This window comes from Streptomyces sp. NBC_00576, from assembly GCF_036345175.1.
In the GTDB taxonomy this organism is placed as follows: domain Bacteria; phylum Actinomycetota; class Actinomycetes; order Streptomycetales; family Streptomycetaceae; genus Streptomyces.
The window spans coordinates 7,345,452-7,371,368 of sequence record NZ_CP107780.1 but is presented as its reverse complement, the minus strand read 5'-3'; the positions used below and the strand labels follow the sequence as shown (position 1 = coordinate 7,371,368).

General features: G+C 71.5%; 11 protein-coding genes and 1 tRNA gene. 4 read left to right on the top strand and 8 right to left on the bottom strand.

What is annotated here, in order from left to right; genetic code table 11:
• Window positions 1-72: 72 nt before the first annotated feature.
• The 4 genes from OG734_RS32135 to OG734_RS32120 all read right to left on the bottom strand — a co-directional run bounded on the left by OG734_RS32135 (window position 73) and on the right by OG734_RS32120 (window position 6,344).
• On the bottom strand, window positions 73-1,494 hold the full coding sequence (locus OG734_RS32135; protein WP_330290934.1) for a TQXA domain-containing protein: 1,422 nt from the start codon (window positions 1,492-1,494) through the stop codon (window positions 73-75).
• 245 nt (window positions 1,495-1,739) lie between these two features.
• Window positions 1,740-2,213 carry a single-stranded DNA-binding protein gene (locus OG734_RS32130; protein WP_330290933.1) on the bottom strand — a complete coding sequence of 158 codons (474 nt, stop codon included), beginning with the start codon at window positions 2,211-2,213 and terminating at the stop codon, window positions 1,740-1,742.
• Between the two features lie 373 nt (window positions 2,214-2,586).
• On the bottom strand, window positions 2,587-4,719 hold the full coding sequence (locus tag OG734_RS32125; protein WP_330290932.1) for a YfjP family GTPase: 2,133 nt from the start codon (window positions 4,717-4,719) through the stop codon (window positions 2,587-2,589).
• 5 nt (window positions 4,720-4,724) lie between these two features.
• Window positions 4,725-6,344: a dynamin family protein gene (locus tag OG734_RS32120; RefSeq protein WP_330290931.1), complete on the bottom strand. Its 1,620-nt coding sequence runs from the start codon at window positions 6,342-6,344 to the stop codon at window positions 4,725-4,727.
• A gap of 323 nt (window positions 6,345-6,667) precedes the next feature.
• Here OG734_RS32120 and OG734_RS32115 point away from each other — a divergent pair.
• Window positions 6,668-6,740 (top strand) — tRNA-Arg (locus tag OG734_RS32115).
• A gap of 202 nt (window positions 6,741-6,942) precedes the next feature.
• Here OG734_RS32115 and OG734_RS32110 read toward each other — a convergent pair.
• Genes OG734_RS32110 through OG734_RS32100 form a run of 3 tightly spaced genes read right to left on the bottom strand, consistent with a single transcriptional unit; the run spans window position 6,943 to window position 19,346 of the window.
• The gene (locus OG734_RS32110) at window positions 6,943-7,917 is read right to left on the bottom strand and encodes a hypothetical protein (RefSeq protein WP_330290930.1); all 975 of its coding nucleotides are present in this window, start codon (window positions 7,915-7,917) and stop codon (window positions 6,943-6,945) included.
• 51 nt (window positions 7,918-7,968) lie between these two features.
• Window positions 7,969-10,578 (bottom strand): right-handed parallel beta-helix repeat-containing protein, encoded by a 2,610-nt coding sequence (locus OG734_RS32105; RefSeq protein WP_330290929.1) that lies wholly within the window; start codon window positions 10,576-10,578, stop codon window positions 7,969-7,971.
• Window positions 10,575-19,346 carry a hypothetical protein gene (locus OG734_RS32100; RefSeq protein ID WP_330290928.1) on the bottom strand — a complete coding sequence of 2,924 codons (8,772 nt, stop codon included), beginning with the start codon at window positions 19,344-19,346 and terminating at the stop codon, window positions 10,575-10,577. Before OG734_RS32100 ends, OG734_RS32105 begins: the two co-directional genes overlap by 4 nt.
• A gap of 222 nt (window positions 19,347-19,568) precedes the next feature.
• On the opposite strand from OG734_RS32100, the gene OG734_RS32095 reads away from it, so the two are divergent.
• The 3 genes from OG734_RS32095 to OG734_RS32085 all read left to right on the top strand — a co-directional run bounded on the left by OG734_RS32095 (window position 19,569) and on the right by OG734_RS32085 (window position 21,238).
• Window positions 19,569-20,510: a serine/arginine repetitive matrix protein 2 gene (locus OG734_RS32095; protein WP_330290927.1), complete on the top strand. Its 942-nt coding sequence runs from the start codon at window positions 19,569-19,571 to the stop codon at window positions 20,508-20,510.
• A gap of 24 nt (window positions 20,511-20,534) precedes the next feature.
• Window positions 20,535-20,846, top strand: a complete 312-nt coding sequence (locus OG734_RS32090; protein WP_330290926.1) for a hypothetical protein — start codon at window positions 20,535-20,537, stop codon at window positions 20,844-20,846.
• Between the two features lie 62 nt (window positions 20,847-20,908).
• Window positions 20,909-21,238 carry a hypothetical protein gene (locus OG734_RS32085; RefSeq protein WP_330290925.1) on the top strand — a complete coding sequence of 110 codons (330 nt, stop codon included), beginning with the start codon at window positions 20,909-20,911 and terminating at the stop codon, window positions 21,236-21,238.
• A 94-nt stretch (window positions 21,239-21,332) separates the two neighbouring features.
• Here OG734_RS32085 and OG734_RS32080 read toward each other — a convergent pair whose 3' ends face one another.
• Window positions 21,333-25,910: an FtsK/SpoIIIE domain-containing protein gene (locus tag OG734_RS32080; protein WP_330290924.1), complete on the bottom strand. Its 4,578-nt coding sequence runs from the start codon at window positions 25,908-25,910 to the stop codon at window positions 21,333-21,335.
• Window positions 25,911-25,917 lie beyond the last annotated feature (7 nt).

Below are 25,917 nucleotides of genomic sequence, written 5' to 3'. Positions count from 1 at the left end.
GGGCCGACTGGTTCAGTGGGTCACCGCGCGGTCACACACTGTTGCGTTGTCAAGGTGCGATGTCGCTCACACTCACTTGCGGGGGCCTGCCCCGCGCGGCTCCTTCTTGCCGACCAGGAGCACCACGCCGCCGCCGATCACCAGCAGGACGATCGCGATGCCCGCGATCATCGGTGTCGCACTGGAGCTGCCGGTCTCGGCCAGGTTGACGCCCCCGGCGGGGGTGCCGCCCGCCAGGGCCGGGCTCGGCTCGCTGAGCGTCTGGACCGCGTCGCCGCTCGCGCTGCCCTGGGTCTCGCAGTCGAGGACACCCGTGAACCGCTGCTCGAAGCGGTTCGGCCCCAGAATCGTGAGGTCGTACGGCTGGTCCTCCTGCAAGGGGATTGTCACTGTCCGCGACGCCCCGGCCTCGATGGTGTGCTCGAAGCCCATCAGCTGGAAGGTGAACGCCTCGTCGCCCTTGTTGGCGGCCGTGATGTCCACGCCGTCCTTTGCACAGTTCTTCTGCGCCGACAACGCGGGGACGGGACCCGTGGCCGCCCAGTTCGCGGTCGCCGTCGCCGAGACCGTGGACTCGCTGGAGCCGGCGAGGATCTGGGTCTGGCTTCTGCTGTCGGAGGTGAAGGCGCGGCCGACCGGCACGCTGGTCGAGGCCTGGACGCTCAGGGCGGCCGAACCGTCCAGCGCGTCCTCGGGCACCTCGAAGAACACCTGGCCGCCGTCGACCACGGACGTGACGGCCTTGCCATCCTGGTCGACGACCCGTACCCCGCTCGTCGCGGCGTCGGCGGGCGGTATCACCGTGACGCTGTCCGCGCCGGTGTGCACTGTGACCGGTCCGAGCCGCTCACCGGGGTGGCCGGAGACCGCGGGCGGGTCAAGGGTCAGCGAGGCCTCGGGCTCCGCGACACTCCGCGCGTTCTTCTCCAGATAGTCCGCGAGCTTCTCGGCCCGCGGGTCCACGGCGTCCACGTCCGCACCGTCCGAGTAGCGCCAGATGGCCACCTGGGTGCCCGCCGCCGCGTCCTGCTCGGTGAGGCCGGCCGCACCCGCCCGGCCGGCCAGCGCCGCGAGGTCGTTCACCTGCGGATAGGAGTTCTGCAGGATCCAGCGAATCCTGCCCGCATCCTTGTCGGCACCCAGGGAGGTGCCGCTCCAGGAGGTCTCCTGGTACTTGGCGTCCTTCTGCGTCGGGTTGTACAGGTCGACGCCGTACGTCTGCAGCATGCCGCCGTTGTCGACGGACATCTCGAACAGGCCCGCGGAGACCTGCTCGTCCCCGTCGGCCCCGTGGACGACGGCCGCGCCGTACGTCTTCAGCCCGCCTATGGTGGCGGTCGCCCCGCCCTGCTGCTGCGGAGTCCCGTCAGCGACGGCGTTACCGGCGGTGACCAGCGCGCCGGTGACCGCGAGACCCGACACCATCGTCGCGGCGGCGAGCCGGGCCGCCGCCGCTCGCCCGCGCCCGGACAGCGCGGAGAACGAAGAAAACACAGAATTCCCCTTCGAGCAGGACTCATTGACGTGGGGGGTGCGGTCCCACCAGCAGCATCAGAAGCCCCGTGAGCTATCCGGGCATCCTAGGGATGTGGCGCACCGCACTTCCCAGTCCTGTCATCGGATAACCGATCCGACTCGGAATTGTTATCGCCAAGATCATCCGTATGGCGGTCAGTTCACCGATAAGCCTCAGTTCGGTCAGTGCCCGCGCCCGCCGTGATCTGACGTCCCGTCCGATGTCATGTCACCGCCGCCGGCTCCCGCCGATGTTGGGCTCCCGCCCCGCCCTCGTCGGCCACCGGGGTCTCCCAACTGGGTTCGGGGCGGGCCGGTGCCGCGGCCTCGCCCTTGAGTGGGCCGGCGGAGCGCCGGAAGGCAGACGTGCCCCGCGCGAGGTCGTGGCCGATCGCCACGGCGTCGATCTCCGCCGATGTCCAGCTCTGCCCGTCGCGCATCTCGGTGCGCACCTTCAACCGGCCCTGCACGATGACCTGTTCGCCCACCGACAGGGATGCCCCGACGTTCGTCGCGAGGGCTCGGTTCGCCCACACCGTGAAGAAGTTGGTGTGTCCGTCCGTCCACGCGTTCTTCTCGCGGTCCCAATAGCGCGAGGTCACCGCGAGCCGGAACCTCGACGACGCCCCCGACGCTAGATCGCGGTACACCGGATGCGTCGCCACGTTGCCCACCGCGCACACCATCGTCTCGTTCACGCGAACCACCCCTCCCGGCTCCGGCGCACTCGCGCCGGGCGGATACCCGTACGGGCCCGTCCCGTACGCCTGTTGTCCGGCACGGCGACCGTGAACTTCTCCGGTCACCGCTTCGCGTCGACCGCGTCCGTCGTGATCGCCGCGAAGCCAGAATGCATCCGCCGGGCCGAGCCCGCTGAGCCCTGTGGACTACCGGCCGGTTGTGGAAAACTCCGTCACCCGACCGAGGGACCCACGTCTCCTTCTCACGTCACCCCTCCGGGGTCCGACCCCTGTGACCTGCCGATCTCTCCACCCTCCGACCGAACGCACATACGCACATGCGTCCGCGCAGGCACGAACCCGCGGGCCCCCGACCGCGGTTCCCCCGCGCTCACCCCACCCCCGCCCGGGCCCCCGTGACCCGCGCGTACTGCTCCCGTACCTCGCGATACCGCAGCAGTTCCGCCGCCACCGGATCCAGCACCCGGGCCCGGCCGCAGCCTGCCGCCGCTTCCCGCAGCCGCCGTTCCGCTTCCAGGCCGTACCGGCGGGCCGGTCCGCGAGCCGCCAGCCCGCAGCTCCACTCCACGCCCGGACCGCCGACGATGCCCACCGACATCAACAGCACCGGCACCCCCAGGTTCGGCGCCATGGCCCCGACGATCTGGGCCATCAGCCACAGCCCGCCGACGACCTGAAGGAGCGTCATGGACGCCTGCGCCAGCACGGCGACCGGCCACCAGCCCGGCCGTGGCGGCCGGGGCGGCCGACCCGAGGGCGTCCCGGCCCGCGCCGCCAGCTCGTCCAGCGCCTCGGGCAGGCCCTGTGCTCCCCGTACGGCCGCCTCGCGCACCGCCAGCGCCCACGGCGCGGGCAGTCCGGCGGACGCCCGTTCCGCGACCGTACGCACCGCCTGTTCGACACGCTGGCGGGCCGTGGCCTCCTCGTCCGGTTGCTCGCGTACGGGGAAGCGGCCGGTGAAGGGTTCACGCCGGTCCTGGCACCAGCGCAACAGCCGCAGCCACGGGGTGCCGCAGGCGCGGTTGGCGTTGCGCAGCCAGACTCGTTCGGCGGCCTGGCCGGCGGCGGTGGCGCCCACCGCGTCGGCGAGCCGGTCGGAGAACTCGTCCCGGGCCCGTTCACTCAGCCCGGCGCGGCGGCCGGTGGCGTACACGGACCGCATCTGCCACGCTGCGGCGTCGAGGTCGGCCGAGATCCGGCGTGCCGCGGCCCCGCGCTCGCCCACGAACTGCCCGAGCGCCTCGCGCAGTTCGCCGATGCCGTCCCCGGTTAGCGCGGACAGCGCCAGTACGGTGGCGCCCGGTTCGCCGTACTCCCCCAGGGCGATGCCGTCCTCGTCGAGCAGTCGCCGCAGGTCGTCGAGGACCTGATGGGCGGCCTCACCGGGGAGCCGGTCCACCTGGTTGAGGACGACGAACATGACCTCGGCGTGCCCGGCCATGGGCCGCAGATAGCGCTCGTGGAGCACGGCATCCGCGTACTTCTCCGGATCGACGACCCAGATGACCGCGTCGACCAGTGCCAGTACGCGGTCCACCTGTTCGCGGTGCTGGACGGCCGCCGAGTCGTGGTCGGGCAGGTCGATCAGCACCAGGCCGCGCAGTTGCGCCTCCGCCTCCGCGCTCTGCAGGGGGCGCCGGCGCAGACGTCCCGGGATGCCGAGCCGGTCGATGAGGGTCGCGGCGCCGTCGCTCCAACTGCACGCGATGGGTGCGGCGGTGGTCGGCCGGCGTACGCCGGTCTCCGAAATGGCGACTCCGGCGAGGGCGTTGAACAGCTGGGACTTGCCACTGCCGGTGGCGCCCGCGATGGCGACGACGGTGTGCTCCCCAGAGAGCCTGCGCCGGGCCACCGCCTCGTCGAGGACCCGGCCGGCCTCGGCGAGCGTTCTGCTGTCGAGCCGGGTACGGGACAGCCCCACGAGCTCGCGGAGCGCATCGAGTCGGGAGCGCAGCGGCCCGTCGTAGGCGAGCGGCATCACGGGCTGGGGGACGCTGCTGGAGACCCTGGTCTCGACGACCGTCTCGCGCACGGGAGGGTCCGTCTCGGACACGCGGCGGGCGATGAGTCCGTCGTCCCAGGCGCCGGAGGACTCGGATTCCGGACGGGGGTCTGGACGGGGATCTGTATGGGCGTCCTCGGGGGGGCCCTCGTGGCTGGAGCGGGCGCCGGAGTCGGAATCGCCCGCCACGCGCACGTGTCCGTCTCCATCGACATCGCTATCGACACCGCCATCGCCATCGGCATCGGCATCGGCATCGGCATCGGCGGAAGACGCCTTCCCGGGGGCGCCGCCCTCGCTGCCCTTCTTCTCCCCGTCTTTCTTCTTCTCTCTACCCTTCTTGTCGCCCTCCTTCTGCTCTTCGTTCTCCCCCTTCTCCGTCTGATCCTTGTCCTCGGCCTTGTCCTCGGCCTTGGCCTTGTCGCCGTCGGAAAGGCCCTCCCGTGGAGGCGCGTTTTCGGCCGAGGCGTCGTGGTGGTCGTGGTCAGTGACGGCGGTCACCGCGGTCACCTCTCCTTCTGCAGTACGGACAGCGCGGCGATGAGTTCGGCCTGGGGCTCCGGATGGACGTCGAGGGCGTCGAGCGGGGCGAGGCGGCGCTCGCGTTCGGTGTGCATGACCCGGTCCAGGTGGTCGGTGAGCAGCCGTCCGCCGCGGTCGCGCAGCCGCAGGGCGCCGTGGGCTCCGATGCGCTCGGCGAGCCCCTCGCCCGCGGACCGGGCCCGCCGGCCGCCCAGCAGCGCGGTGGCGACGAGCGCGGCGACCGCCTCGACGTCCGGGGCGGCACTCCGGTCGAGGACGCGCAGCTCGTCTTCGGCGTATTCCTCCAGCTCGCGCCGCCACCTCCGTACGGCCATCCCGATGCGGTGTTCGGCGCTCTCCTGGGACGGGTCACGGCCCGTCAGTCCCGGGGCGTCCGCAGCGGGTTCACGGCGCCAGGCGTCGTCGATGCGTTCGTCGGCGGCTGTGACGGAGCAGAGCAGGAGGGCGCAAAGGCTCTCCACGAGGGCGTCGAGGAGTTCGCCCGCGGAGCAGTCGAGCGGAAAGGCGCGCCACCTCTTCAACGCGTCCCCGGCGAGGACGGCGCCGGCCTGCAAACGCCCCCGTACGCGCGCGTGCTCGCTGTCGTAGGCCCCGTCGACGGCCGCGGTGAGGCGCAGCGACGCCGAGTACTGTGCGGCGGCGGCGCCGGCCAGCTCGGGCAGGCGGGACTTGAGGGAGTCGAGGACGCCGTACGCCGTACGGGCCATGGCCTGTTGGCGGCTGGCCGGATCCTGCGCCTGCTGGGTGAGCCAGGCGCGCAACGGCGCCACCGCGGTGGCCGGAAGGAGCCCACCGCCACAGGCGGACTCGGGCAGTTCGGGCACGGTGAAGCGCGGTACGTCGCCGAGGCCTGCCTTGGTGAGGAGGGCGCCGTACTGCCGGGACACCTCGGCCACCACCTGGTGGGGCACCCGGTCGAGGACGGTGACGAGGGAGGCCCGGTATTCCTTGGCGGTGCGCAGGAGATGCCAGGGGACGGCGTCGGCGTACCGGGCCGCCGTGGTGACCATGATCCAGATGTCGGCGGCGCAGATCAGTTCGGCGGCGAGGACGCGGTTGTCGGCAACGAGGGAATCGACGTCGGGGGCGTCGAGGAGGGCGAGCCCGCGCGGCAGGCTCTCGGCGGTCTCGACACGCAGCACGCGCGACCCGTCCTCGCCGGGGAGCAGCAGATTGTCGCCGGGGTCCTGTCCCGGCTCCTGTTGGGGCACCCACACGCGTGTGAGGTCGGGCAGCACCCGCATCCCGCTGAACCAGTGATGGTCCTCGGGATGGCAGACCAGCACCGGCGTCCGGGTCGTGGGCCGCAGTACGCCGGCCTCGCTGACCCGGCGTCCCACAAGGGAGTTGACGAGGGTCGACTTGCCGGCCCCGGTGGACCCGCCCACAACGGCGAGCAAGGGCGCTTCAGGTTCTCTCAGGCGGGGCACCAAGTAGTCGTCGAGTTGCGCGAGCAGTTCGTCGCGGTTGGCACGCGCGCGTGGAGCCCCCGCCAGGGGCAGCGGGAAGCGTGCGGCGGCGACACGGTCGCGCAGGGCGGAGAGTGCGTCGAGCAGCTGAGGCCGTACGTCCAAGGTCACCACATGTGAAGAATGCCCAATTTTAGGGGAATTCTGAAGCATATAGGCATGTCTGCGCGCCGATAGGACACAAGGGATGGAAGGGACGACTGGGACGTAGGCGCAGTCCAGGCATAACGAGTGCACAACACCCGATGCGCGAGACGGCAAAAGCGGTGCACGATTCGTACCTGCCTGCGATTATCAGGACCGCTTCACTGAACCTCCACATTGAGCCACGGAGGCGAAGGAACCAGGACAAGGACCCGGGAGCCCTATCCTTGTCTGCGGCAACGTCAAGGACCGACCCACACCCGGGTCCACCACGACCGAGGCCACCACATCCGGCCCCCGTAGCTCAGTGGATAGAGCAGGCGCCTTCTAAGCGCTTGGCCGCAGGTTCGAGTCCTGCCGGGGGCGCAAGTCTCAGCTCTCCTTCGGGAGGGCCTTTTTGCTGGTCAGACCGGGTTTTCACTCGCACGCCACAGCCCCGGACACTCCCCCGACGATCAAGGGGCAGGTTCCGGGGCTGTCCGGCTGTCACCGGGTTTTCGCGGGTGGCGGTTGCCGAGCAGACGAGTTCTCCCCGGGGGCAATTCGGCTCTTGCCCGCCGAGGTCACCTCACACGGTGAACTTGACGGCTTCGAGCCACAGGTCGTTGCTGAGGGTCCCGCCGAAGATCAGGTTCTCCCCGCCGGGTTCGTCGCAGAGCATGCCGTGCCAGCCCTCGTTGTGGACGTGCGAGGTCTGGCAGATGACGCTGTTGCTGTTGTCGACGTTGATGGCGAAGCCCAGCATGTCCGGGGCGCTGTTCTTGGCGCTGCCGATGTAGAGGTCGATGCCGTCGACCGCGCCCTTCCACGGCGCGTTGAAGTGGCCCTTGCCGTCGGTCGAGTTCGGGTTGTGGACGTAGGCGCTGGCAGCCGTGCCGTTGGTGCCGGACACCGCGACGTTGAGCGCCTTGACCGGCCTCTCCTGGCCCACCGTACCGGCGGTGGCGCCGTCGCACACCGCGGCCTGCCAGCCGAGGTTCTCCACATAGACCCGGTAGCAGACGTGCCGGCCCGGATCCCGGGTGGCCAGCGCCTGTACGGCGGTCGCCGCGGTCTTCACCTGCGGCTTGGTCACCTCTTTCTCTGTGCCGCCTCCGGATCCCGCACCGGCGGCCGGCGCCGACGTGACCGGTGCGGCGTACGGGGTCTCCGGTATGACGGCGGCCGGAGGGGGCTGAACCACTGCCGTGGGGGTGGGGGTGGACTCGGTCCGGGTGGGCGTGGGTGTGGGCGAAGGGGTGGGAGTGGGGCTGGGAGTGGGGCTGGGGGTGGGGGTGGGTGAGGGTGAGCCCGGGATGGCCTCGGCTGCTGTCACCTTGTCGCTGTCCCCCGAGGTGAGCGCGTCGCCGCCGATGAGCGGAACGCCGAGGGCGAGGACGACGACCGCGACCCCGCCCCAGCCCAGGCTGATCCAGACCCGCCGCCCGGGGACGAGACCGCGGGGCGAGCGGGCGGGCTTGCGGACGAACGCCTCCGAGAAGCCCTTCGGCTGCTTGTTCGACTGCTTCGGGGATTTCGAGGGCTTCGGTGACTGCGTGGGCATCGGGATTGCTCCGGTGAGTCGGGGTGGGGGCCGTTGGAGGGAGGGGGCCGGTCAGACGGGGGTGGCGGGCTGGGGCAGGTCCTGTTCGTCCAGCAGCACGAGTTGTGCCGCCTCGGGCGCGGTCAGCTCGGCGACCCGCATGGCCTGACGTTCCGTCATGCGCTGGAAGAGCTGACGGGCCGTGCGGCCGTTGCCGAACTGGGCGTTGCGCGGGATGAGTTCGACGTGCTCGGTCAGTGCCTTGCGGGCGGCCGTGCTGAGTTCGTACTGGTGGCGCTGGGCGTGGTGCTCGACGATGCTGACCAGTTCGGCCGTGGAATAGTCGGCGAAGACCAGACTGCGGGTGAAGCGGGAGGACAGGCCGGGGTTGGAGCCGATGAAGCGCTCCATGTCGTCCGGGTATCCGGCGGCGATGACGACGACCTCGTCCCGGTGGTCCTCCATCAGCTTGACCAGGGTGGCGATCGCCTCGACGCCGAAGTCGTTCGCGTTCCCGGCCGGGACCAGGGCGTACGCCTCGTCGATGAAGAGGACGCCACCCCGGGCGCGGTGGAAGGCCTCGGTGGTCTTCGGGCCGGTGTGGCCGACGTACTCGCCGACGAGAGCGCTGCGGTCGACCTCGACCAGATGGCCGCGGGCGAGCAGGCCAAGTGCCTTGAGGAGGCGGCCGTAGAGGCGGGCGACAGTCGTCTTGCCGGTGCCGGGGTTGCCGGCGAAGACCAGGTGGCGGCTGAGCGGCGGGGCGGGCAGGCCCGCCTGCTCGCGCAGCCGTACGGTCTGCATCAGTTTGGCCATGCCGCCGACGTCCCGTTTGACGCCGTCCAGGCCGACGAGTTCGTTCAGCTCGGCGAGCAGGTCCTCCAGGGTCTCCGGCTCGGGTTCGGGCTCGCCCTGCTGGGCCAGGCCGGGGGTGCCGGCCGCCGGCTCGGCGGGGGTGGTCGAGGTCCCCGCAGGTGTGCGGGGTACGGCCGGGGCCGTCGGCAGGTCCGAGAGCGCCGGGAGCAGGGCCGTGCCGACCCGGATCGCGGCGCAGTCCTCGAACACCGGCTCGGCGCCCTCGGCGAGTTGCGCGTCGTGGCCGCAGTCGAAGACCCGGCAGCCCCGGAACCGCGGGGTGGCGCCCCGGGCCATGTGCAGCGCGGGGAACGCCGTGGACGACACATCGCAATGGTCGAAGGTGCCGCCGGACTCCTCGCCGACGAGGATGCCGTTCTTGCCGGTGCCCTCGATCCGTGCGCCCCGCACCTCGGCCTGCGCCTTCCGCCCCAGGACCAGGCCGCCGGCCCCCGCCCCGGACACCCCGCCGCCCTCCATGACCAGCCGTGCCCCGGTGTCGACGGTCACGCCCGCGCCGCCCACCTCGGCGATGCGGGTGCCGCGCAGCACGGCGACCGCGTCGGCCGCCAGCTCGACACCGCCCCGCCGCTGACCGGTCACCGAGCAGTCCAGGAGCTGCGACTCCCGGCCGGAGCGCACCCGTACGCCCGTCTCGCCGCCCTCCACGCGTACGGCTGCCAGCATCACCTGTGCCTCGTCGTCCACCTGCGCTCCGCAGGCCCGTGCCCCGGCCAGTGTGGTCCGGGTGACGTCGGCCTGCGCGCTCCCGGCGGCCGCCAGCGCGTGCTCCCCGCTGCCGGTCACCCGGCAGCCGGTCACCACCGCGACCGCCCGCTCGTCCAGGTGCAGCGCTGAGCCGCCCGTGCGGGCGAACAGCGAGTCGGTCAGCGTCACCGTCGTGCCGCCGGCCGCCAGCAGCCCGTGGCCCGCCGGGTCCAGCACATGGCAGCCGCGTGCCGTGAGCCGGGCCGCGTCGCCTGCTTCCAGGCCGTGGCCGCCCGCCCCGGTGATCCGGCAGTCGGTCAGCTCGGCCCGTGCCTCGTGCGAGACGTGGACACCGGAGCGGGCCACGCCCTCGATCCGGCACTCCACCAGCAGCGCCTCGGCGGTGTCCTGGACGAGGACGCCGCTGCGTCCGGCTCCCACCAGGCGCGCGTCGCGCACCAGCAGTCGGGAGGCGCCGCGGGCCCGCAGCGCGGACCCGGAGTTCTCCTGGATCCGTAGCCGTTCGGCGAGCAGTACGGCCGTTCCGGACAGCACGGCGCCGATGCCCTCGACCGACTCGATCACCGTGTCCTCGACGCGGGCGCGGGCGTCTCCGGCGAGATGCAGCGCGGTGTGCTGGGCGCCGCTGAGGCGGGTCCTGCGCAGCACCAGTACGCCGCCGCCCAGCGGGTCCGCCAGTTCGGCGGCGAGATCGCTGTCGAGGTCCAGGGAGGCGTTGGCGACGGCTCCGGAGCCGTCCGGGGAGCCGAGCACCTCGACCCGGCCGTGGCTGAGCCGGCAGTCCTCCAGGCTGAGCCCGGCCGCGTCCTCGACCCGGATCAGCGCCTCCATGGGGTCGGCGCCGCGCAGTACCAAACCGGTCAGCAGGCACTCCGGGGCGGTGACGGTGAGGGCGGTCCCCGAGGGGGCCCGCAGGACGACCGAGCCGGGTCCGTACTCCGGCTCCAGCGTGACGCGCCGGTCGAGCCGCAGGATCTCCTCGTACTCGCCGGGCGCGACGGTGACGACCGCGCCGGCGGGCGCGGCGGCGAGCGCCGAGGCGATGCTGCGGTGGGCGCCCCGGCCCTTGGGCGCGACCCTGATGATCTGGTCCGTCATACTCCACCGCCGCCGTTCCAGCCGTTGCCCCCGACGACCGAGTCGCGGACCACCGTGCTCAAGTACATGTTGGAGAAGATCTTGTCGACCATCTTGCCCATCCCGGCCACCACGAAGATGTCGAAGAAGCCCTGCCGGTGGTACCAGCGTCCGGCGATGTTCTGGGTGATGATCGTCCGGGCGAGGCCGGTGGTGATGCCGCCGATCACACCGGCCGCCGCACCGGCCGCGCCCACCAGCAGCGCGTCGGTGCCGTAGAGGTGGACGGTGTTGCCGTCCTTGTCCTTCACGCCGAAGATCGCCGCGCTCGCGCTGCCGCCGATGAAGCCGGACAGGGCGCCGCCGAGCATGCCGACGCCGAAGTCGTACGTACCGGAGCGCCAGCGGGTGACCTTCTCGTTGCCGGCGAACTCGCCCTGCCAGCCGTCGTCGTTGGGGCGCCGGGGGTAGGGCTGGCCCATGTCCATCTGGCCAAGGCCGGTCTTCCAGGGGCCGCCCCTGAAGGTGGCGAGGTGTCCGGCCGAGATGGTGCCCTTGACGCCCGCGCTGATGGTCGCGCCGAAGGCCGCCTTGGCAACGTCGTTCCAGCCGAACTCGCCACCGGTGGCGGCCGCGACGATGCCGTAGACCACCAGGTTCATGCTGAAGTCGAGCAGCCACTCCTGGCCCATCTCGACGGCCAGCATCTGGGCGGCCTTCCCGGCGAACGGGGTGTACACGGCCTCGCCGCCGACGCTGCGGCCGAAGTCCCAGCGGTTGGGCTCGCGCCACATCCGGCTGAAGCCGCGGTACTCGCCCAGCGCGCCGATGTAGTTGGTCTCGCGGCCGATGAGCGAGGTCCGGCCGAAGGTGTCGGTGTTCCAGATGTATCCGGAGATGGCGCGCTGTTCGAGGAGTGTCGTGCCGGTCGGCCCGCCGTAGCGGCGCCACTGCTTGTGCCACTCCTCGCTCTCCAGGAAGGTGTTGTCGCCGAGGTCGGTCTTGCGGCGGATGTCGATGCCGTTGTCGAACTCCTTCCACACGTTGGAGTTGAAGGTGCCGCCAACGTCCGACACGTACTCGCGCACCCGGAACGGCGCGTCGGTGGCCCAGCTGTGGATCGCGCCGGTGGCCGGGCGGGCCGGGATCTCCTGCACGGTCATGTGGTTGATGGTGGCCGGGTTGTTCGGGTCCGGGGTCGCCACCTGGTCCTGCCAACGGGCGTCCTGCCGCCAGCCGGGGAGCACGGTGCCGTTGGAGTCGATCCAGTTGCGGACCCGGTTCGGGACGCCGCCGCCGAAGTCCATGACGTTGCCGTGCCGGTCGATCTTGTTCCACTGCCAGGTCTCGGCGCCGGTGTTCGGGTCCCGGCTGACGCGCCAGGCGTCGACGGTGGTGCCGTCCCCGAGGAGCCGGTGCTCGCGGATCAGCCGCTGCTCGCCGGCCAGCCCCCGTTCGAAGTCCTGGAACGACTCCTTGTCCCAGGCCCAGGTCTCCATGCCCCGCTTGTGCTCCGTCACCCGGGGACCGGTGGTGCCGTTCGGGCCCTCCCAAGTCAGGGTCTTCGCGCCCGCCGGGCCCGTGGCGGTGATCGTGATGGTGTTGTTGGCGCCCCCGGCGGCCGGGTCGGGCCAGGTGTCCTGGCGGCCGACGACCATGCCGTGCGGGTCGTACTTGGTCCAGTCGCCGTTGCCGGCGTGGAAGTTCTGCCGGAAGGCGATGTCCCCGTTGCCCGCCGCGCCGTCCGGGCGGACGGCGGGGGTGGGCCGGTACTCGATCACCGTGCCGTCCTTGAAGCCGGTCCGGGCGACCTCCCACTGCTTGTTCGCGTCGGCGTACCAGTTGCCGTCGGCCCGGTTGGTGGTGAAGCGGTCCTGGAAGAGGATGTTGTCGCGCTGATAGCCGTGCGGCACGGTGAAGTCGTTCGCCACGTACGTACGGTGGCCGTTGAGCTTGCCCGCGCCCTCCGACCAGGGCAGGTAGTTGTTGACCCGCGCGACCTGCGTGCCATCCGGCCTGGTCGGCAGCGGGACGTCGCCGACGGTGAGGTCGTTGCCGCTCGACACCTTGCCGGTCACCCGGACGACCTCGCCGTTCCTCGCGATGTCCGTCGTGACGCCGCTCATGCTGACGAACCGCACGCCCCGATCGGGGATTCCGCCGGCGGCGGGTGTCAGCTTCCACTCGTGGATCTGGTACCTGCCGTCGAACCGCAGCCAGCTCGCGTTGGCCAGGCTCGTGGCCCGGTAGTCCCCGCTCATCGCCCAGCGGGCGAAGAACGGCGGGCGCTGCTCGGCGAGACGTTGGGTCTCCAGGAAGTCGCCGTTGCTCAGCGTCGTGCCACGGCCGTTCTCCTTGCCGTGCGCCGAGTGGGACATCCAGTCCCGCTTGGGGATGCCGTCCGCGCCCATCTCCACCTGGAAGTAGCGGCGTACGTCGTGCGGGGTCGGGGTGAAGCGGCCGAACTTCTCGTGGACGACGGTCGACGCGTTCGTCTTCGGGTGGTTCATGGTGTCCTTCCAGCCCCGGCCGGGACCCCACTTCCTGGACCCTTCCGCCAGGTGGTTGTAGTCCGCGTCGAACCGGTGCCAGTCGCTGCGGCCCGCGCTCTGTGTCCAGACCGTGCGGTCCAGGTTCGCCAGCACATGGCCGCCGTCGGGGTTCTGCTGGAAGTGGTGGACGCGGGTGTCGACACCCCGGGCCGTGGTGACGTCGAAATAGCTGCGGCCGCTCTCGCCCCAGTGCCGGGTGCCGTGGCGGGTCGCCACGCCGGCCCCGTCGAACTCGGTCCACACACCGCGCTGGTTGAAGCGGCCGAAGGCACCGGCCCCGGCGGAGGAGTGGTACGCGTCGATCGAGTGGCCGTTGCCGAACGGCAGCGGGCGGCGCTCGAACACCTCGGCGCCGGAGTGGCCGAGCAGCCGGACCCGCCCGTGGTCGCTGCCCTTGGGGTCGACCGTCCCGCCGTCGTACCAGGGCCGGTCCCCGTTCCGGGGTGTCGGGTTGCCGGCCGCGTCCAGGTGAATCCGCTCCCAGGTCGGCTTGGCGCCGCCCGCGGCCGGGTTCGGGTAGGTCACCTCGATGCGCTGGTCGGGCTTGATCTGACCCTCGTGGATGACGTTGATCCGCTGGGAGGCGAGCCGCCCGTCGGCGTCGTACAGCTTGAACTCGCCCTGGTGCGGGGCGCCGGTGCCGGCGACCTTGAACTGGCCGTTCTCGCGGGTGACGGTGCCGGGCGTCGGGGTCAGGTTGCCGTCCAGGACCCTGAGCTGGTTGAGGTCCGTGCGCAGGAAGCGGGTGCCGATGCCGTCGCCGAGCTGGACGGTGTCGTAGAGGTGCGTGCCGGTCCCGTCGCTGACGCGGAAGACGTTGCCCTGGCCGGTGCCGACGACGGAGTGATCCGGCCTGCCGTTGTTGCCGTACAACTCGAAGTTGCCGTTCGCCTGTTCCACGCGGTGGCCGCCGCCGGGTCGCGCGGTGACCTTGACGTTCGGTATCTCGGCGAGGTTGTTGTCCAGCACCTCCATGGGCCGGCCGTCGTGGAGGCGGACGTTCTGGCCGATCGGCGCACCGGCCGCGTTCTGGAGCCGGACGGTGTCGATGTCGACCGTGCCGTCCGCCGCTCGGTGGACCCGGATGGAGCCCGGGTGCTCGACGAGGAAGCTGCCGTCGGCGCGGACCGTGAGGTTGGAGTTCGGGATGACGGTGCCGTCGGCCTGCCTGAGTACGGCAGGCCCGCCGGCCGGCGTGTGGACGAACTCGCCGTTCGCGTGCGGGGCGGTGCCGCCGGTCAGTACCCGGACGTTGGCGGTGTGGGCGCCGTCGACGCCCACGGCGACGTGGTCGTTGCCGCGGACGATGCGGAAGCCGTTGCCGTCGCCCGGCTGGGGGATGGCGGTCGCGGTCGTGTGACCGTCCAGGCGGGCCGTGCCGTCGGGGTTGATCTGGAGGCGCCCGCCGTTCAACGCGCCCCCGGTCAGCGGGAGTTCGTCGTAGGCGTGCGTGAACTGACCGTCGTAGACGACCGTTCTGTTGTGGGGGCCGGGGACGTGGTAATTGCCGCCGACCAGAGTGACACCGCTCCCCGTCTGGGGCACCGCCCCGGTGGCGTCGGTACGGATGATCACGGCCGGCTGGCCCGGTACCGGGGTGTGGACGAACTGCCCGCGCGCTGCACCGCCGTTGAGCATCCGGGCGTCGTGGGTGTGAACGCCGGCGTTGTCGATGACGGTGTGCGGCCGGGTGGCGCCGTTGTCGATCCGGAAGCTGCCATTGCCCGGCTGCGGGACGACGCGGGCACCGTCCACCGGGGTGCCGTCTGCGGCCAGGAGGTGGTGATCCGTACGGTTGGGCTCCGGGAAGCGGATCATGCCGCCGCCGTCACCCTGCAGTGGCAGCACCCGGTGGACATAGCCGCCGTCGGCCGTGTACACCCTCAGCGAGTTGCCGTTCGTCTCCGGCACGTGGAAGCCGCCGTCGTTCGGCAGGACGGTGACGTTCACACCGGGCTGACCGGTCGGGTGAACCGTGCCGTCGGAATTGATCTGGAGGCGCCCGCCGTTCAACGCGCCCCCGGTCAGCGGGAGTTCGTCGTAGGCGTGCGTGAACTGACCGTCGTAGACGACCGTTCTGTTGTGGGGGCCGGGGACGTGGTAATTGCCGCCGACCAGAGTGACACCGCTCCCCGTCTGGGGCACCGCCCCGGTGGCGTCGGTACGGATGAGCACGGCCGGCTGGCCCGGTACCGGGGTGTGGACGAACTGGCCGTGCGCCGTACCGCCGTTGAGCATCCGGGCGTCGTGGGTGTGAACGCCGGCGTTGTCGATGACGGTGTGCGGCCGGGTGGCGCCGTTGTCGATCCGGAAGCTGCCATTGCCCGGCTGCGGGACGACGCGGGCACCGTCCACCGGGGTGCCGTCTGCGGCCAGGAGGTGGTGATCCGTACGGTTGGGCTCCGGGAAGCGGATCATGCCGCCGCCGCCACCCTGCAGTGGCAGCACCCGGTGGACGTAACCGCCGTCGGCCGTGTACACCCTCAGCGAGTTGCTGTTCGCCTCCGGCACGTGGAAGCCGCCGTCGTTCGGCAGGATGGTGACGTTCACACCGGGCTGACCGGTCGGGTGGGCCGTGCCGTCGGGGTTGATCTGGAGGCGCCCGCCGTTCAACGCGCCCCCGGTCAGCGGGAGTTCGTCGTAGGCGTGCGTGAACTGACCGTCGTAGACGACCGTTCTGTTGTGGGGGCCGCCGGGGACGTGGTAATTGCCGCCGACCCGAGTGACACCGCCCGGCTGGGGCACGCCGTTCGCGTTGAAGTGCCGTAGGCCGCCGGTGTCGCCGGCCAGGACGTCGATTCTGACCGTCGTAGCCCCGAAGTGGCCGCCCTGCAGGGTGATCTGGCGCTCGTCGCCGACCAGTCGGGTGCCGTTCTTGTCCACGTCGAAGTCCCAGTGGCGGGTCTCGCCCCCGTTGACGTGCTCGATGCGGACGATGTCCCCCTGGCCTGTTCGTTCCGCGCGCAGCCCCTGGATGCCGTTCGGGTTGACGATGTTCGGGAGGGACCCGGGAGTGATGTCCACGCGGACGCCGTCCAGGCCGGGCACATTGACCGAGTGGGCGGGCGCGTTGCTGGATCCGGAGGATCCGGCCATGGAGGTGCTCGGCGGCGGGGCCTGGTTCGTGAGGGGCCGGAGTTCGATGCCCTCGACGACCCTGGTGCCGATCTGCTGGTGGTTGCGGGCGGCGTTCAGGTAATAGTCCGTCTGCTGGACCGAGCCGTTCCCGAGGTCGTGCTCCACCCGGAGGAACTGGTCGCCGCCGCCCTGCGGGGTCTGGTACGTCGCCTGGACCCCCGGGGTGGCCGGGACGACCCGCGGCCCGTTGGCCGTCGGGGTGACCTCGACCCGCACGTTGGGCAGCCCGGGGATGTTCGTGAAGGTGTGCTGGAAGTCGAGGGACGGCTCGCCCTGCTGCATGAAGACCCGGATGTTGCGGTGCTGGTCGCGGAAGGCCGTCAGGTCGACGCGGCCGAGCTTCGGCAGGTCGACGATGAGGCTGTCGTTGCCCGGCAGGCCCGGGGTGCCGTTCCTGGCCGGTCCCCCGGTGCCGGGCGGCGGGACGTGCGTGGCCGGGCTGCCGTCGAGCCCGCCCGTGGCGGTGTGCTGGACGCCGCCCGGTGCCGGGGTCCCCCCCAGCGCGTTCGCCGGCGCCGGGTTCACCGCGGGCGTGCCGCTGACGGGCACGTCCACCCGGCCGGCGGCCGCGACGGGCGGTACCTCCACGTGGGCGGCCCCGGCCGGGACGTCCGACACGATTGCCCCCGGCCCGTTCACGTTTCCGGTGGCCGGGATGTCGAAGCGGCCGACGGACGGCAGGTTCACGCCGCCGCCGGCCGGGATGTCCAGGCGGCCGACGGACGGCGCGTTCATGCTGCCGGTGGCCGGGATATCGACGCGGCCGGCCGTGGACATGTTCAGGTTCACGGTTCCGGTGGCCGGGATGTCGATGCGGTTGACGGACGGCACGTTCACGCTGCCGACCGAGGGGACGTCGACGCGGCCGACGGACGGCACGTTCACGATTCCGGAGGCCGGGACGTCCACCCTGCCCGCCGTCGACATGTTCAGGTTCACGGTTCCGGTGGCCGGGACGTCGACGCGGCCGACGGACGGCACGTTCACGCTGCCGACCGACGGGACGTCGACGCGCCCCAGGGTCGAGCCGATGCCGTTCACCGAGGAAATGTCGGTCAGCCGCGCGGACATCGCCGGGGCGTCCACCCGTACGGTCGTCGGGCCGGTCGACAGCGCACCCAGGCTCGGCGTGCCGACCTGGTGCACGCCCACCGCGGGGACGTCCGGCACGCCTCCCATGTTCACCGCGGGCACGTTGACCTGCCCGAGGCCCACCGTGCCCACGTTGACCTGGGAGACGGCCGGGACGTCGAAATGGCCGACGGACGGCGTCGACACAGACCCGAGGCCGTTCACCGACGGGATGTCGGTCACCCGCGCGTCCATCGACGGCATGTCCACCCGCACCGCGGTCGGCCCGGACGCCACCGAACCCAGACTCGGTACGTCGATCCGGGCGACGCCGACGGCCGCGATGTCCCCCACGGCGAGGTCGGCGCCCCGGAGCCCGGTCACGCCGACCGCCCCGACCTGGCTGATCTGCCCCAGCTGCGGCATGCTCACGCTGCCGAGCCCGCTCAGCTGGGGCACGTTGACGCTGCCGAGCCCGCCCAGCCGGGGCACGTGCACGCCGCTCAGCCCGGAGACGGCCGGCAGGTCGGTGATGCGGGCGCTGATGGCGGGCACGGGCGCGGTGAAGGACCCGCCGAGCCCGCTCAGACCGCCGGTGAGGTTGATGTTGCCGAACGTGGGCGACAGGTTGAGCGGCGGCAGGCTCGTCAGCCCCGAGCCGAGCCCGCCGGCCGGGGTGGGGGTGAAGCCGGTCAGGTTGACGTGCGAGAGGCCACCCAGGTCGGCACCGGGCCGCAGCAGCGTGAGCCCCGACGCGGCGGCGCCGCTGATCTTGCTCGACATGCCGAGGAACTGGCCCCCGGCGAAGGCCCCGTACCGGTACATGCCGAAGACGCCGCGGTCGATGAAGCCGATCCTGAGCGCGAAGAGCAGGCCGTTGCCCATCTCGTCCGCGGCGACCGGCAGGAAGAACCGCAGCCCGTTGAGCCCGCGCACGCCGTTCAGCATCGCGCTGCCCAGCGAACCGCCGAGCCGCCCGATGCCGTTGAGGCCGCTGATCACGGTGCGCACCGCGAAGAAGCTCTTCACACCCAGCAGGTTGATGACGGTCAGCTCGCTGGCCACCGGGACGACACCGAAGCCCTTGCCCAGGCCGGCCCCGCCCATGGTGAAGCCCTTCAGCCCCGGCATGAACATCAGGGGCGTAAACTTCACCCCGTTGATGCCGCGCAGGCCGCCGTTCAGCCAGACCCCGGTGGCCCGGAAGGCGTCGTCGACGCCGAACGTCATGCGGCCGAGCAGCCCGAGCGCGTTGGGCCCGCCCAGGAGCAGGTTCTTGCCGCCCTGGAAGGCGGAGACACCGGCCCCCTTCAGCCCCTTGAACACCGCGCCGACGTTGATGCCCTTGGTGGTGGGCGCGATGACACCCAGGATGGAGAGCACCAGTTGGGTGACGCTCGCCTTGCCCTGGGAGAAGTCCACCGCCGTCTTGATCAGCAGTGCGACGTTGAGCCCGATGGCGAACAGCGCCAGCGGGCCGCCGACGATGATCGCGGGGATGATGAGGATCAGCGCCAGCCAGCCCAGCGCCTTCCAGAACTCCTCGCACTCGTCGATCGGCGAGGCGATGCTCTCCGCCGCCGTGGTCAGCGCGCTCGCCGCAGTGTCGGCGGCCTGTGACAGGACGTCCTTGGCGTCCTCGGCGGTGGCCTTGTGCGTCTCGCGTCCCGCGTCGTCGTCCTCGGCCAGCGCGGCCGCCGCGGTCAGGGCGGCGTCGGCCCGCTGCTGCTGGGTGAGCATCACGCCGACGAAGGTCCGCAGCGCTGCCTGGGCGTCCTCGTGGGCCTGGCGGAACGTGGTGACGTAGTTGCGCAGATCGCCGTCGATCACCTTGCGCAGCGCGTCCGCGGTCTCGCCGATGAAGGCGCCGTCCGTGGTGTTCTTGATCTCCGTCAGTCCGGAGTCGATGGTGTCCGCCAGGGTGACCAGGGCGCCCTGCGAGGTGATGATCTCGTCGATCCGGGCGGCGTCGCCCGGGGTGGGGTCACCGCCCATGCCGAGCGCGCTCCAGTCGGCGGGACGAGCCATCGGGGCGCCTCCTTCTGCTTCCGGGACGTACGTCGGGACGCACGCGGGACGTAACGCGGGACATTTCACGGGACGTGCTTGCGGGCCATCGTCCGTACCGTCCACGCACCAGGACCCCGCGATGGTTCAACGCCCGGGAAAATATTGCCCATTGAACCTTCCTGGGGTCCTCGTGCGTGGAGAGGTCGGAAGAGGCGGACAGCACCCCAGGAGGTACGACGCGTGGCGGACTTCTCCATCGACTACTCGGCCCTGCACACGGTCCAGAAGAAGATGCACGAGCTGGCCGACCAGGCCGACTCGGGCGGCGCGACCGGTGCGTTCAAGGAGGTGGGCGAGGACACCGCCAGCGAGCGCAGGGCGGTCTTCGGCGACTCCGGTCTCTCCTCGGCCTTCAACCTCTTCTACCGCCGCTCCAGCTCCCGTACGAAGCAGGCCAAGGACGGGCTCGGCGAACTGGCCGATGTCTTCAGCTCCGTCGCCAACACGTTCTTCGACGCCGACTCCCAGCTCTCCAGCGCGGCCGGACTCATGGGCTCCAGCATCGGCCTCGACGACTGGAAGAACGACACTGAGGCGTACGAGGACTGGCAGGAGGACAAGACCGCCTGGGACGCCTACCTCGACAAGATCGGCGCCGGCGAGTACTTCGACCAGCATCCCGACGCCGACATCGGTGAGGTCTGCCGGGCCGACGGCGCCCCCTCCTGGTGCGAGACCTGGCAGAACGACAAGGACGCCCCGGACCCGCCGGGCACCGCGCCGGAGAAGCCCTCCGCCGACCCGCCGACCACGTACACCTACGAGGACGAGAACGGGAAGGTCGAGGTCAAGGTCGAGCTGAACGACAAGTACGACGTCATGAAGGAGACGTCGACGATCACGACCCCCGACGGCCAGTCCTACACGTCGGTGACGACGTACGACTCCGCCCCGCAGGTCATCGATCCGCCGGGCAACGGCACCAAGGACGCCTTCGACGCCCGCGACTACACCATGGTCACCACCTACGCGGACGGTTCGAAGACCACCAGCGTCTTCGCGATCGGCGACGACGGCTCGGGAACCATGACGAGCACCGACCAGGACGGCAAGGTCACCGTCTCCACCCGCTCCGGCCCGGACGCGGAATGGGTGACCCCCGAAGACGAAGACGAAGAGTAGAGATCGGGAAAGGACCCCTCCCCCATGGCAGCCAACATCAGCCTCTCGTACACCGAGATCGAGCGTGTCGCCAACATCCTGGACACGAGCGTCGACCACACCCTCGTCCCGCGCATGGACGAGGCGAAGCTCGAAGTGGACGGCCTCCTGGAGACCGCCCTCGTCCTCACCGAGTCCAGCCCCGCCCTCCAGTCGCAGTACGAGAAGTTCACCAACTCCCTGAAGGAGGCCACCGACAGCATCAAGGGCTACGCCGAGCAGTTCCGCAAGATCATGGAGTCGGTGAAGGGGATGGACCACGACATCGCCGAGAAGGTCAACAGCAGCGGCCAGTAGCCCTCTGACCCCGTCACCAGCCCCGTAGCCCGAGCAGTCGGTCACCCCTCAGGAGGAACACGATGGCAGCAGGAAATCCCGATGTCCTTTTCGATTACGACGAGATCGCCCGGGCCGCCACGACCATGGGCAACAAGCTCACCGACATCTCCAACGAACTGGCCAATCTGGAGACGACGGTGAGCGGCCTGCTCCAGGACGGCCTCGTCTTCGAGAAGGCCAGCCCCGCGCTCAAGGACGCGTACGACGCCTTCAGCAAGCAGATGAAGTCCTCGGCCAGCAACATCGGGGAGTACGGCAAGAGCTTCACGGAGATCGGCAATTCGATCGCCGAGTCCGACCAGGACATCGCCAACGAGGTCCTCAAGGCCCAGAACGAGGCGAAAGCCTGACCCGGTAAGGCCAGTTACGCGTAAAGGGGGGTGGGGCCGCTGTCCGGCGGCCCCACCCCCCTTACGTCTTGCTCGTCCGCGGTGACCGGGCGGCTCAGCCGTCCAGCACGGTGAGCGGCACCTGGACCGCGATCGGCGCGCCCGCCTCGCTCGCCGTCCAGCCGCGGCCGGGGGCCAGCGGTGTACGGACCTGCTCGGAGGAGATCCGCACGCCGATGAGGTCGCCCTCGCCGATCGACTTCGGCCCGAGCAGGATGCCGCGCCGCGAGCGGCGGGCGATGCCGACCCAGCCGAGGGAGCTCATCGACTCGGGCAGCCCGGCCAGGAGCAGGCCCTGCTGCCGGTCGCGCCCCGAGGTGGCGACCTGCCGGAGCACCTTGTCGGCCCCGCAGGCCAGCAGGAGGTCGGCGTCGTCCACGACCACGACCACCGGTTTGCCCGCGACCGCGCGCAGGGCCTGGGTGACCGCGTCCGCCGACGGGTCGTGGTCGGTGATCACCTGGGCGAGGTCGTGCGCGGCGAGCTGCCGCAGCTGTGAGTCGCGCGGCGCGAGGACGACGAGTGCCGTGCCGCCCATCAGCAGGGACACGCACATGGAGGCGAGCGTCGTGCTGCGCCCCGAACGCGGGGGCCCGGCGACCATGAAGGAGCCGCCGCTGGCCGCGAAGTCGAAGCCGAGGGGTTCGGCCGCGTCGCCGCCGATGCCCAACAGGGCCCACAGCGGACGGCGCTCGGCCTCCGGTACGCGGTCCGCAGCCTCCTGGAAGCCGATCAGGGAGGGGAGTTCCTCGATGCGGAAGGGGCGGCGGACGACCGGGAGGGCGGAGTCGCGGGCGGTGGTGCGGCGGCCGATCTCGGCCAGGGCCTCGCCCTGGTCGACGCCTTCCTCGGTGGGCAGCAGCGCGATCTGCGCCTCGACCCCGCTGGGGGCGTGCCAGCCGCGGCCGGGCGGGATGTGCGCCGGGACCTTGCTGCGGCCCATTCCGGCGACGTTGTAGTCGCTGAGGTCGGCCTGCTTGAGCAGGAACCGGCTGTCGTTGTGGGCGGCGAGCCGGCCGCCCAGCAGGATGCGCTCGGAGGTGGCGATGACATGGATGCCGGTCGCCGCGCCCTCCCTCAGCAGCCGCACGACCTCGGAGTGCAGCCGGCCCCCGTCGTAGTCGTCGAGCATCGCGCTGAGCGCGTCCCAGCCGTCGATGAACAGCAGCAGATGGGCCGGGCGGCGGTCCTTGGGAAGCTTGGCGCGCAGTTCGCCGATGCCGGCGGCACTGTGCTGCGACACCAGACGCTGACGGATCGTCAACTCGGCGGTCAGGCGGGAGATCAGCCGCTCCAGGCGTTCCGTGTCGTGCCGTGAGACGACGGCGCCGCAATGCGGCAGCGACTCCAGGGCGGCAAGGCCGCCGCCGGCCGCGTCGATGCCGTAGATGTGCAGATCGGAGCTGGGGATGACGAGGGCGGCGGAGCCCGCGACGGTCCGCAGGAACTGGGTGCGTCCGGAGCGGGGCGAGCCGATGACGTAGAGATGCCCGAAACTCGCGAAGTCGATCGTGCCGAGCCGCTGTTGCTGGAACTGTGGGACGTCCATGAGGGCGTACGGCACCAGCGGCAGCCCACCGGGCTCGGGCGGCGGACAGGGCGGCAGGGACTCCATGCGGACGGTCTCGGCCAGCGGGGGCAGCCAGGGGCTGCGCTGCGGCTTGTAGTCGTCGAGGAGTTCGGCGGCCCGGCCGAGGGCCTCGACCAGGGCGCTCAGGTCGGTGACGGGTTCCTCGCCACTGGTGGCGTACTCGGCGAAGTCGTGCTCGTCCTCCGCGGCGGCCAGTTCGGCGGGGCGGCCCAGCCGGTTCCAGGTCAGCTCGACACCTCGTACGGGACGGGACGAAGTCGCCGACTCGGGTGCGGCGACGGCTCCGGCGCGCTCGGCGCCCACCCAGGCCGTCTGGAACGGGGTGGGGGCGCCGGCGCCGCGCCGGATGAGGGCGCGGCCGGGGGTGGAGGGCGAGATGCTGGCCGCTTCCGGCGCGTTGATGATGTCCTGGCTCTCGGAGCGGTCGGTCACGCGCAGGGCGATCCGGAGGTTGGTGTTGGCCTTGATCTCGTTGCTGACCGAGCCGCCGGGCCGCTGGGTGGCGAGCACGAGGTGCAGGCCGAGCGAGCGGCCGCGCTGGGCGAGGCTGATCAGACCCGGCACGAACTCGGGCAACTCCCTTACAAGGGTGGCGAACTCGTCGATGACCAGGAGCAGGCGGGGCAGCGCGGGCAGCTTCGGGTCGCGGGCCCGCTTGGCTCGGTACTCGGGGTGGTCCTTGGCCTCGACGTCGGCCAGTACGCGCTCACGGCGGCGCAGTTCGGCGTCCAGCGAGGCAAGCGCCCGCTGCACCAGATGGCCGTCCAGGTCGGTGATCATGCCGAGGGTGTGCGGGAGTTCGGCGCACTCGCGGAAGGCGCTGCCGCCCTTGTAGTCGACCAGCACGAAGGCCAGTTCGTCGGGCCGGTTGGCGGCGGCCAGCGAGGCGATCATGGTCTGGAGCAGTTCGGACTTGCCGGATCCCGTGGTGCCGCCGATCAGCCCGTGCGGCCCGTCCCTGACCAGGTCGAGGCGGAGTTCGCCCTCGTACCCGGCGCCGAGCGTGAACGTGGTGGAGGCGGGCCGGCGGGCCCAACTCGCCGCGATTGCGGCAGGGTCGGGCGGTTCCTGGCCGAGCAGTGGCAGCAGCCGTACGTCGGAGGGCAGCCCGGAGTCGCCGTCGACCGTGACGTCCCGTACGGGCGCCAGCGCGCGGGCGACCTCCTCGCACCAGTCGGCGCCGACCAGGTCGGCCCGGACGTCCTCGACGGAGGGTACTCCGGACGCCCGTACGGTCAGCCGGTTGCCCTCGGTCGTGATGACGGCGGTGCACTCCTCGGGCAGCAGCCGTTCGCGCTCGTCCACGCACAGGCTGAAGATCCGCACGCCGGGCCCGCTGGTCAGGACCTGGACGACGCCGGGCACGTCCCGCAGCCGCCGGGCCCCGTCGAGGACGACGAGGATGTCCGGTTCGCGCAGCAGGGTGTGGCCCAGCGCGGAGGTGGCGGCGGACGTCCTGGCCTGGATGTCGGCGATCAGTTCGTTGACGCGGTGGGCGGTGCTCTCCGGGTCGTTGCCGAGCGAGATGACCGAGCCGCCGCGGTCGGGCCGCAGATGCGGCAGCCAGCGCACCCAGTTCCAGGCGTCGGCGTGCGCGTCGTCGGTGAGGACGACGATCCGCAGGTCCCGGGGACTGTGCAGGACCGCGGCCTGCGCGACGGCCCAGCAGGCCACCGTACGAGGGGTGTCGCCGGGCCCGGACAGGCCCACCACCCCGAAGTCGGCCAGCTCGACGCCGAACGGCACGTCGGCCAGACGCCAGTGCACCTGGCGGTGGTTGGACTCGCGGGCCTGGTCGTCGATGCGCTTGAGGGACGGGCGGGTGACCGTGCCGAGCCGGAGGGTGAGGTGGTCGGGGTCGCGGCGGCGGCGCTGCCACAGCAGGCTGCCGGGGCCGGTGGCGGTGAGCAGGACGGTGGCCGGGTCGGGGAAGGTGATGTTGCGCAACTGCCGTTCCGCCACGGTCGCGTCGCGCATCTCCAGCTCCAGGGAGGCGCGGCGCAGCCGGTAGACGCGCAGTGCCTCCTCCTGCTGCTTGCGCCCGGTGCGGCGGCCCATGATCCAGTTGCTGACCGCCATCATCGGCGTGAAGAAGATGAAGATGATGAAGTAGAAGGACCGGAACAGGCTCATCATGACGAGGCCCATGACCAGCGGCATCAGCATCATCAGCAGTGGGAACGGCCGTGAGCCGCGTTCGCCGGGCGGACCCTGCATCCGGATCTGCTCGCTGTCCAGGTGCGGGGCGATGCGCGGCGGCCGGTTGTACTCGATGGCCAGGCCGTCTGCCGAGGGGTTGACGGCCGCGTCCGGGTCGAACAGCGGGCAGAGCCGCAGCAGATGGTCGCCGAGCGACAGATCGGCGTATTCGGGCCAGTCCTCCGAGCCGTCGTCCGGCGGCGGAAGCCAGCCGACCGGGGGCGGCGGGGGCTGTTGCGGCAGACCGTCGGGGCCCGGCCGGGCGGGCTGCGGGGTGTGCCCGCCGGGGCCGCCGTCCTGCGGGCCCGCCGGTTCCTCGGCGGTCAGCGGAGTCCCGGTCTCCGGGTCGACGGGCGGCGGCGGGGTCAGGCTGCGCAGCCCGCAGCGGGCCGGGTCTGAGTCCTCGGGCAGCCGGTAGGTCACCGTGCCGTCCGTCCCGACGGTGATCCACACGCCCTGCTCGGGCGCGCCCCCGCCGTCCAGCCGCAGGGCGCACCCCCGGTTGGTGCCGGCCTCGTGACTGCCCGGGCCCAGCCGCCAGGACCGCCCCGCGCCGGGCCCGCCCACATGCCGGATCTCCACCAGCTCCGGGTCGGAGGACGGCGGTTCCCAGGCGCGGGTGGCGGTGCCGGCCGGCACCGGGGCGCCCAGGCCGACCACGACACCCTCCCGGATGCCGCTGGCGCCGACGGGCAGATCGGGGCCGAGCAGCCGGTCGCCCAGATACAGCGGCCCCGCCTCCAGGGCGGCGCCGAGGTCGCCGACCGTGGCTCCCTCGGGCAGGTCGAGCAGATGGTCCGCCCGGCGCCCGGCCGGGTCGGCGGTGGTGAGGATGAGGTTCACTTGGGTC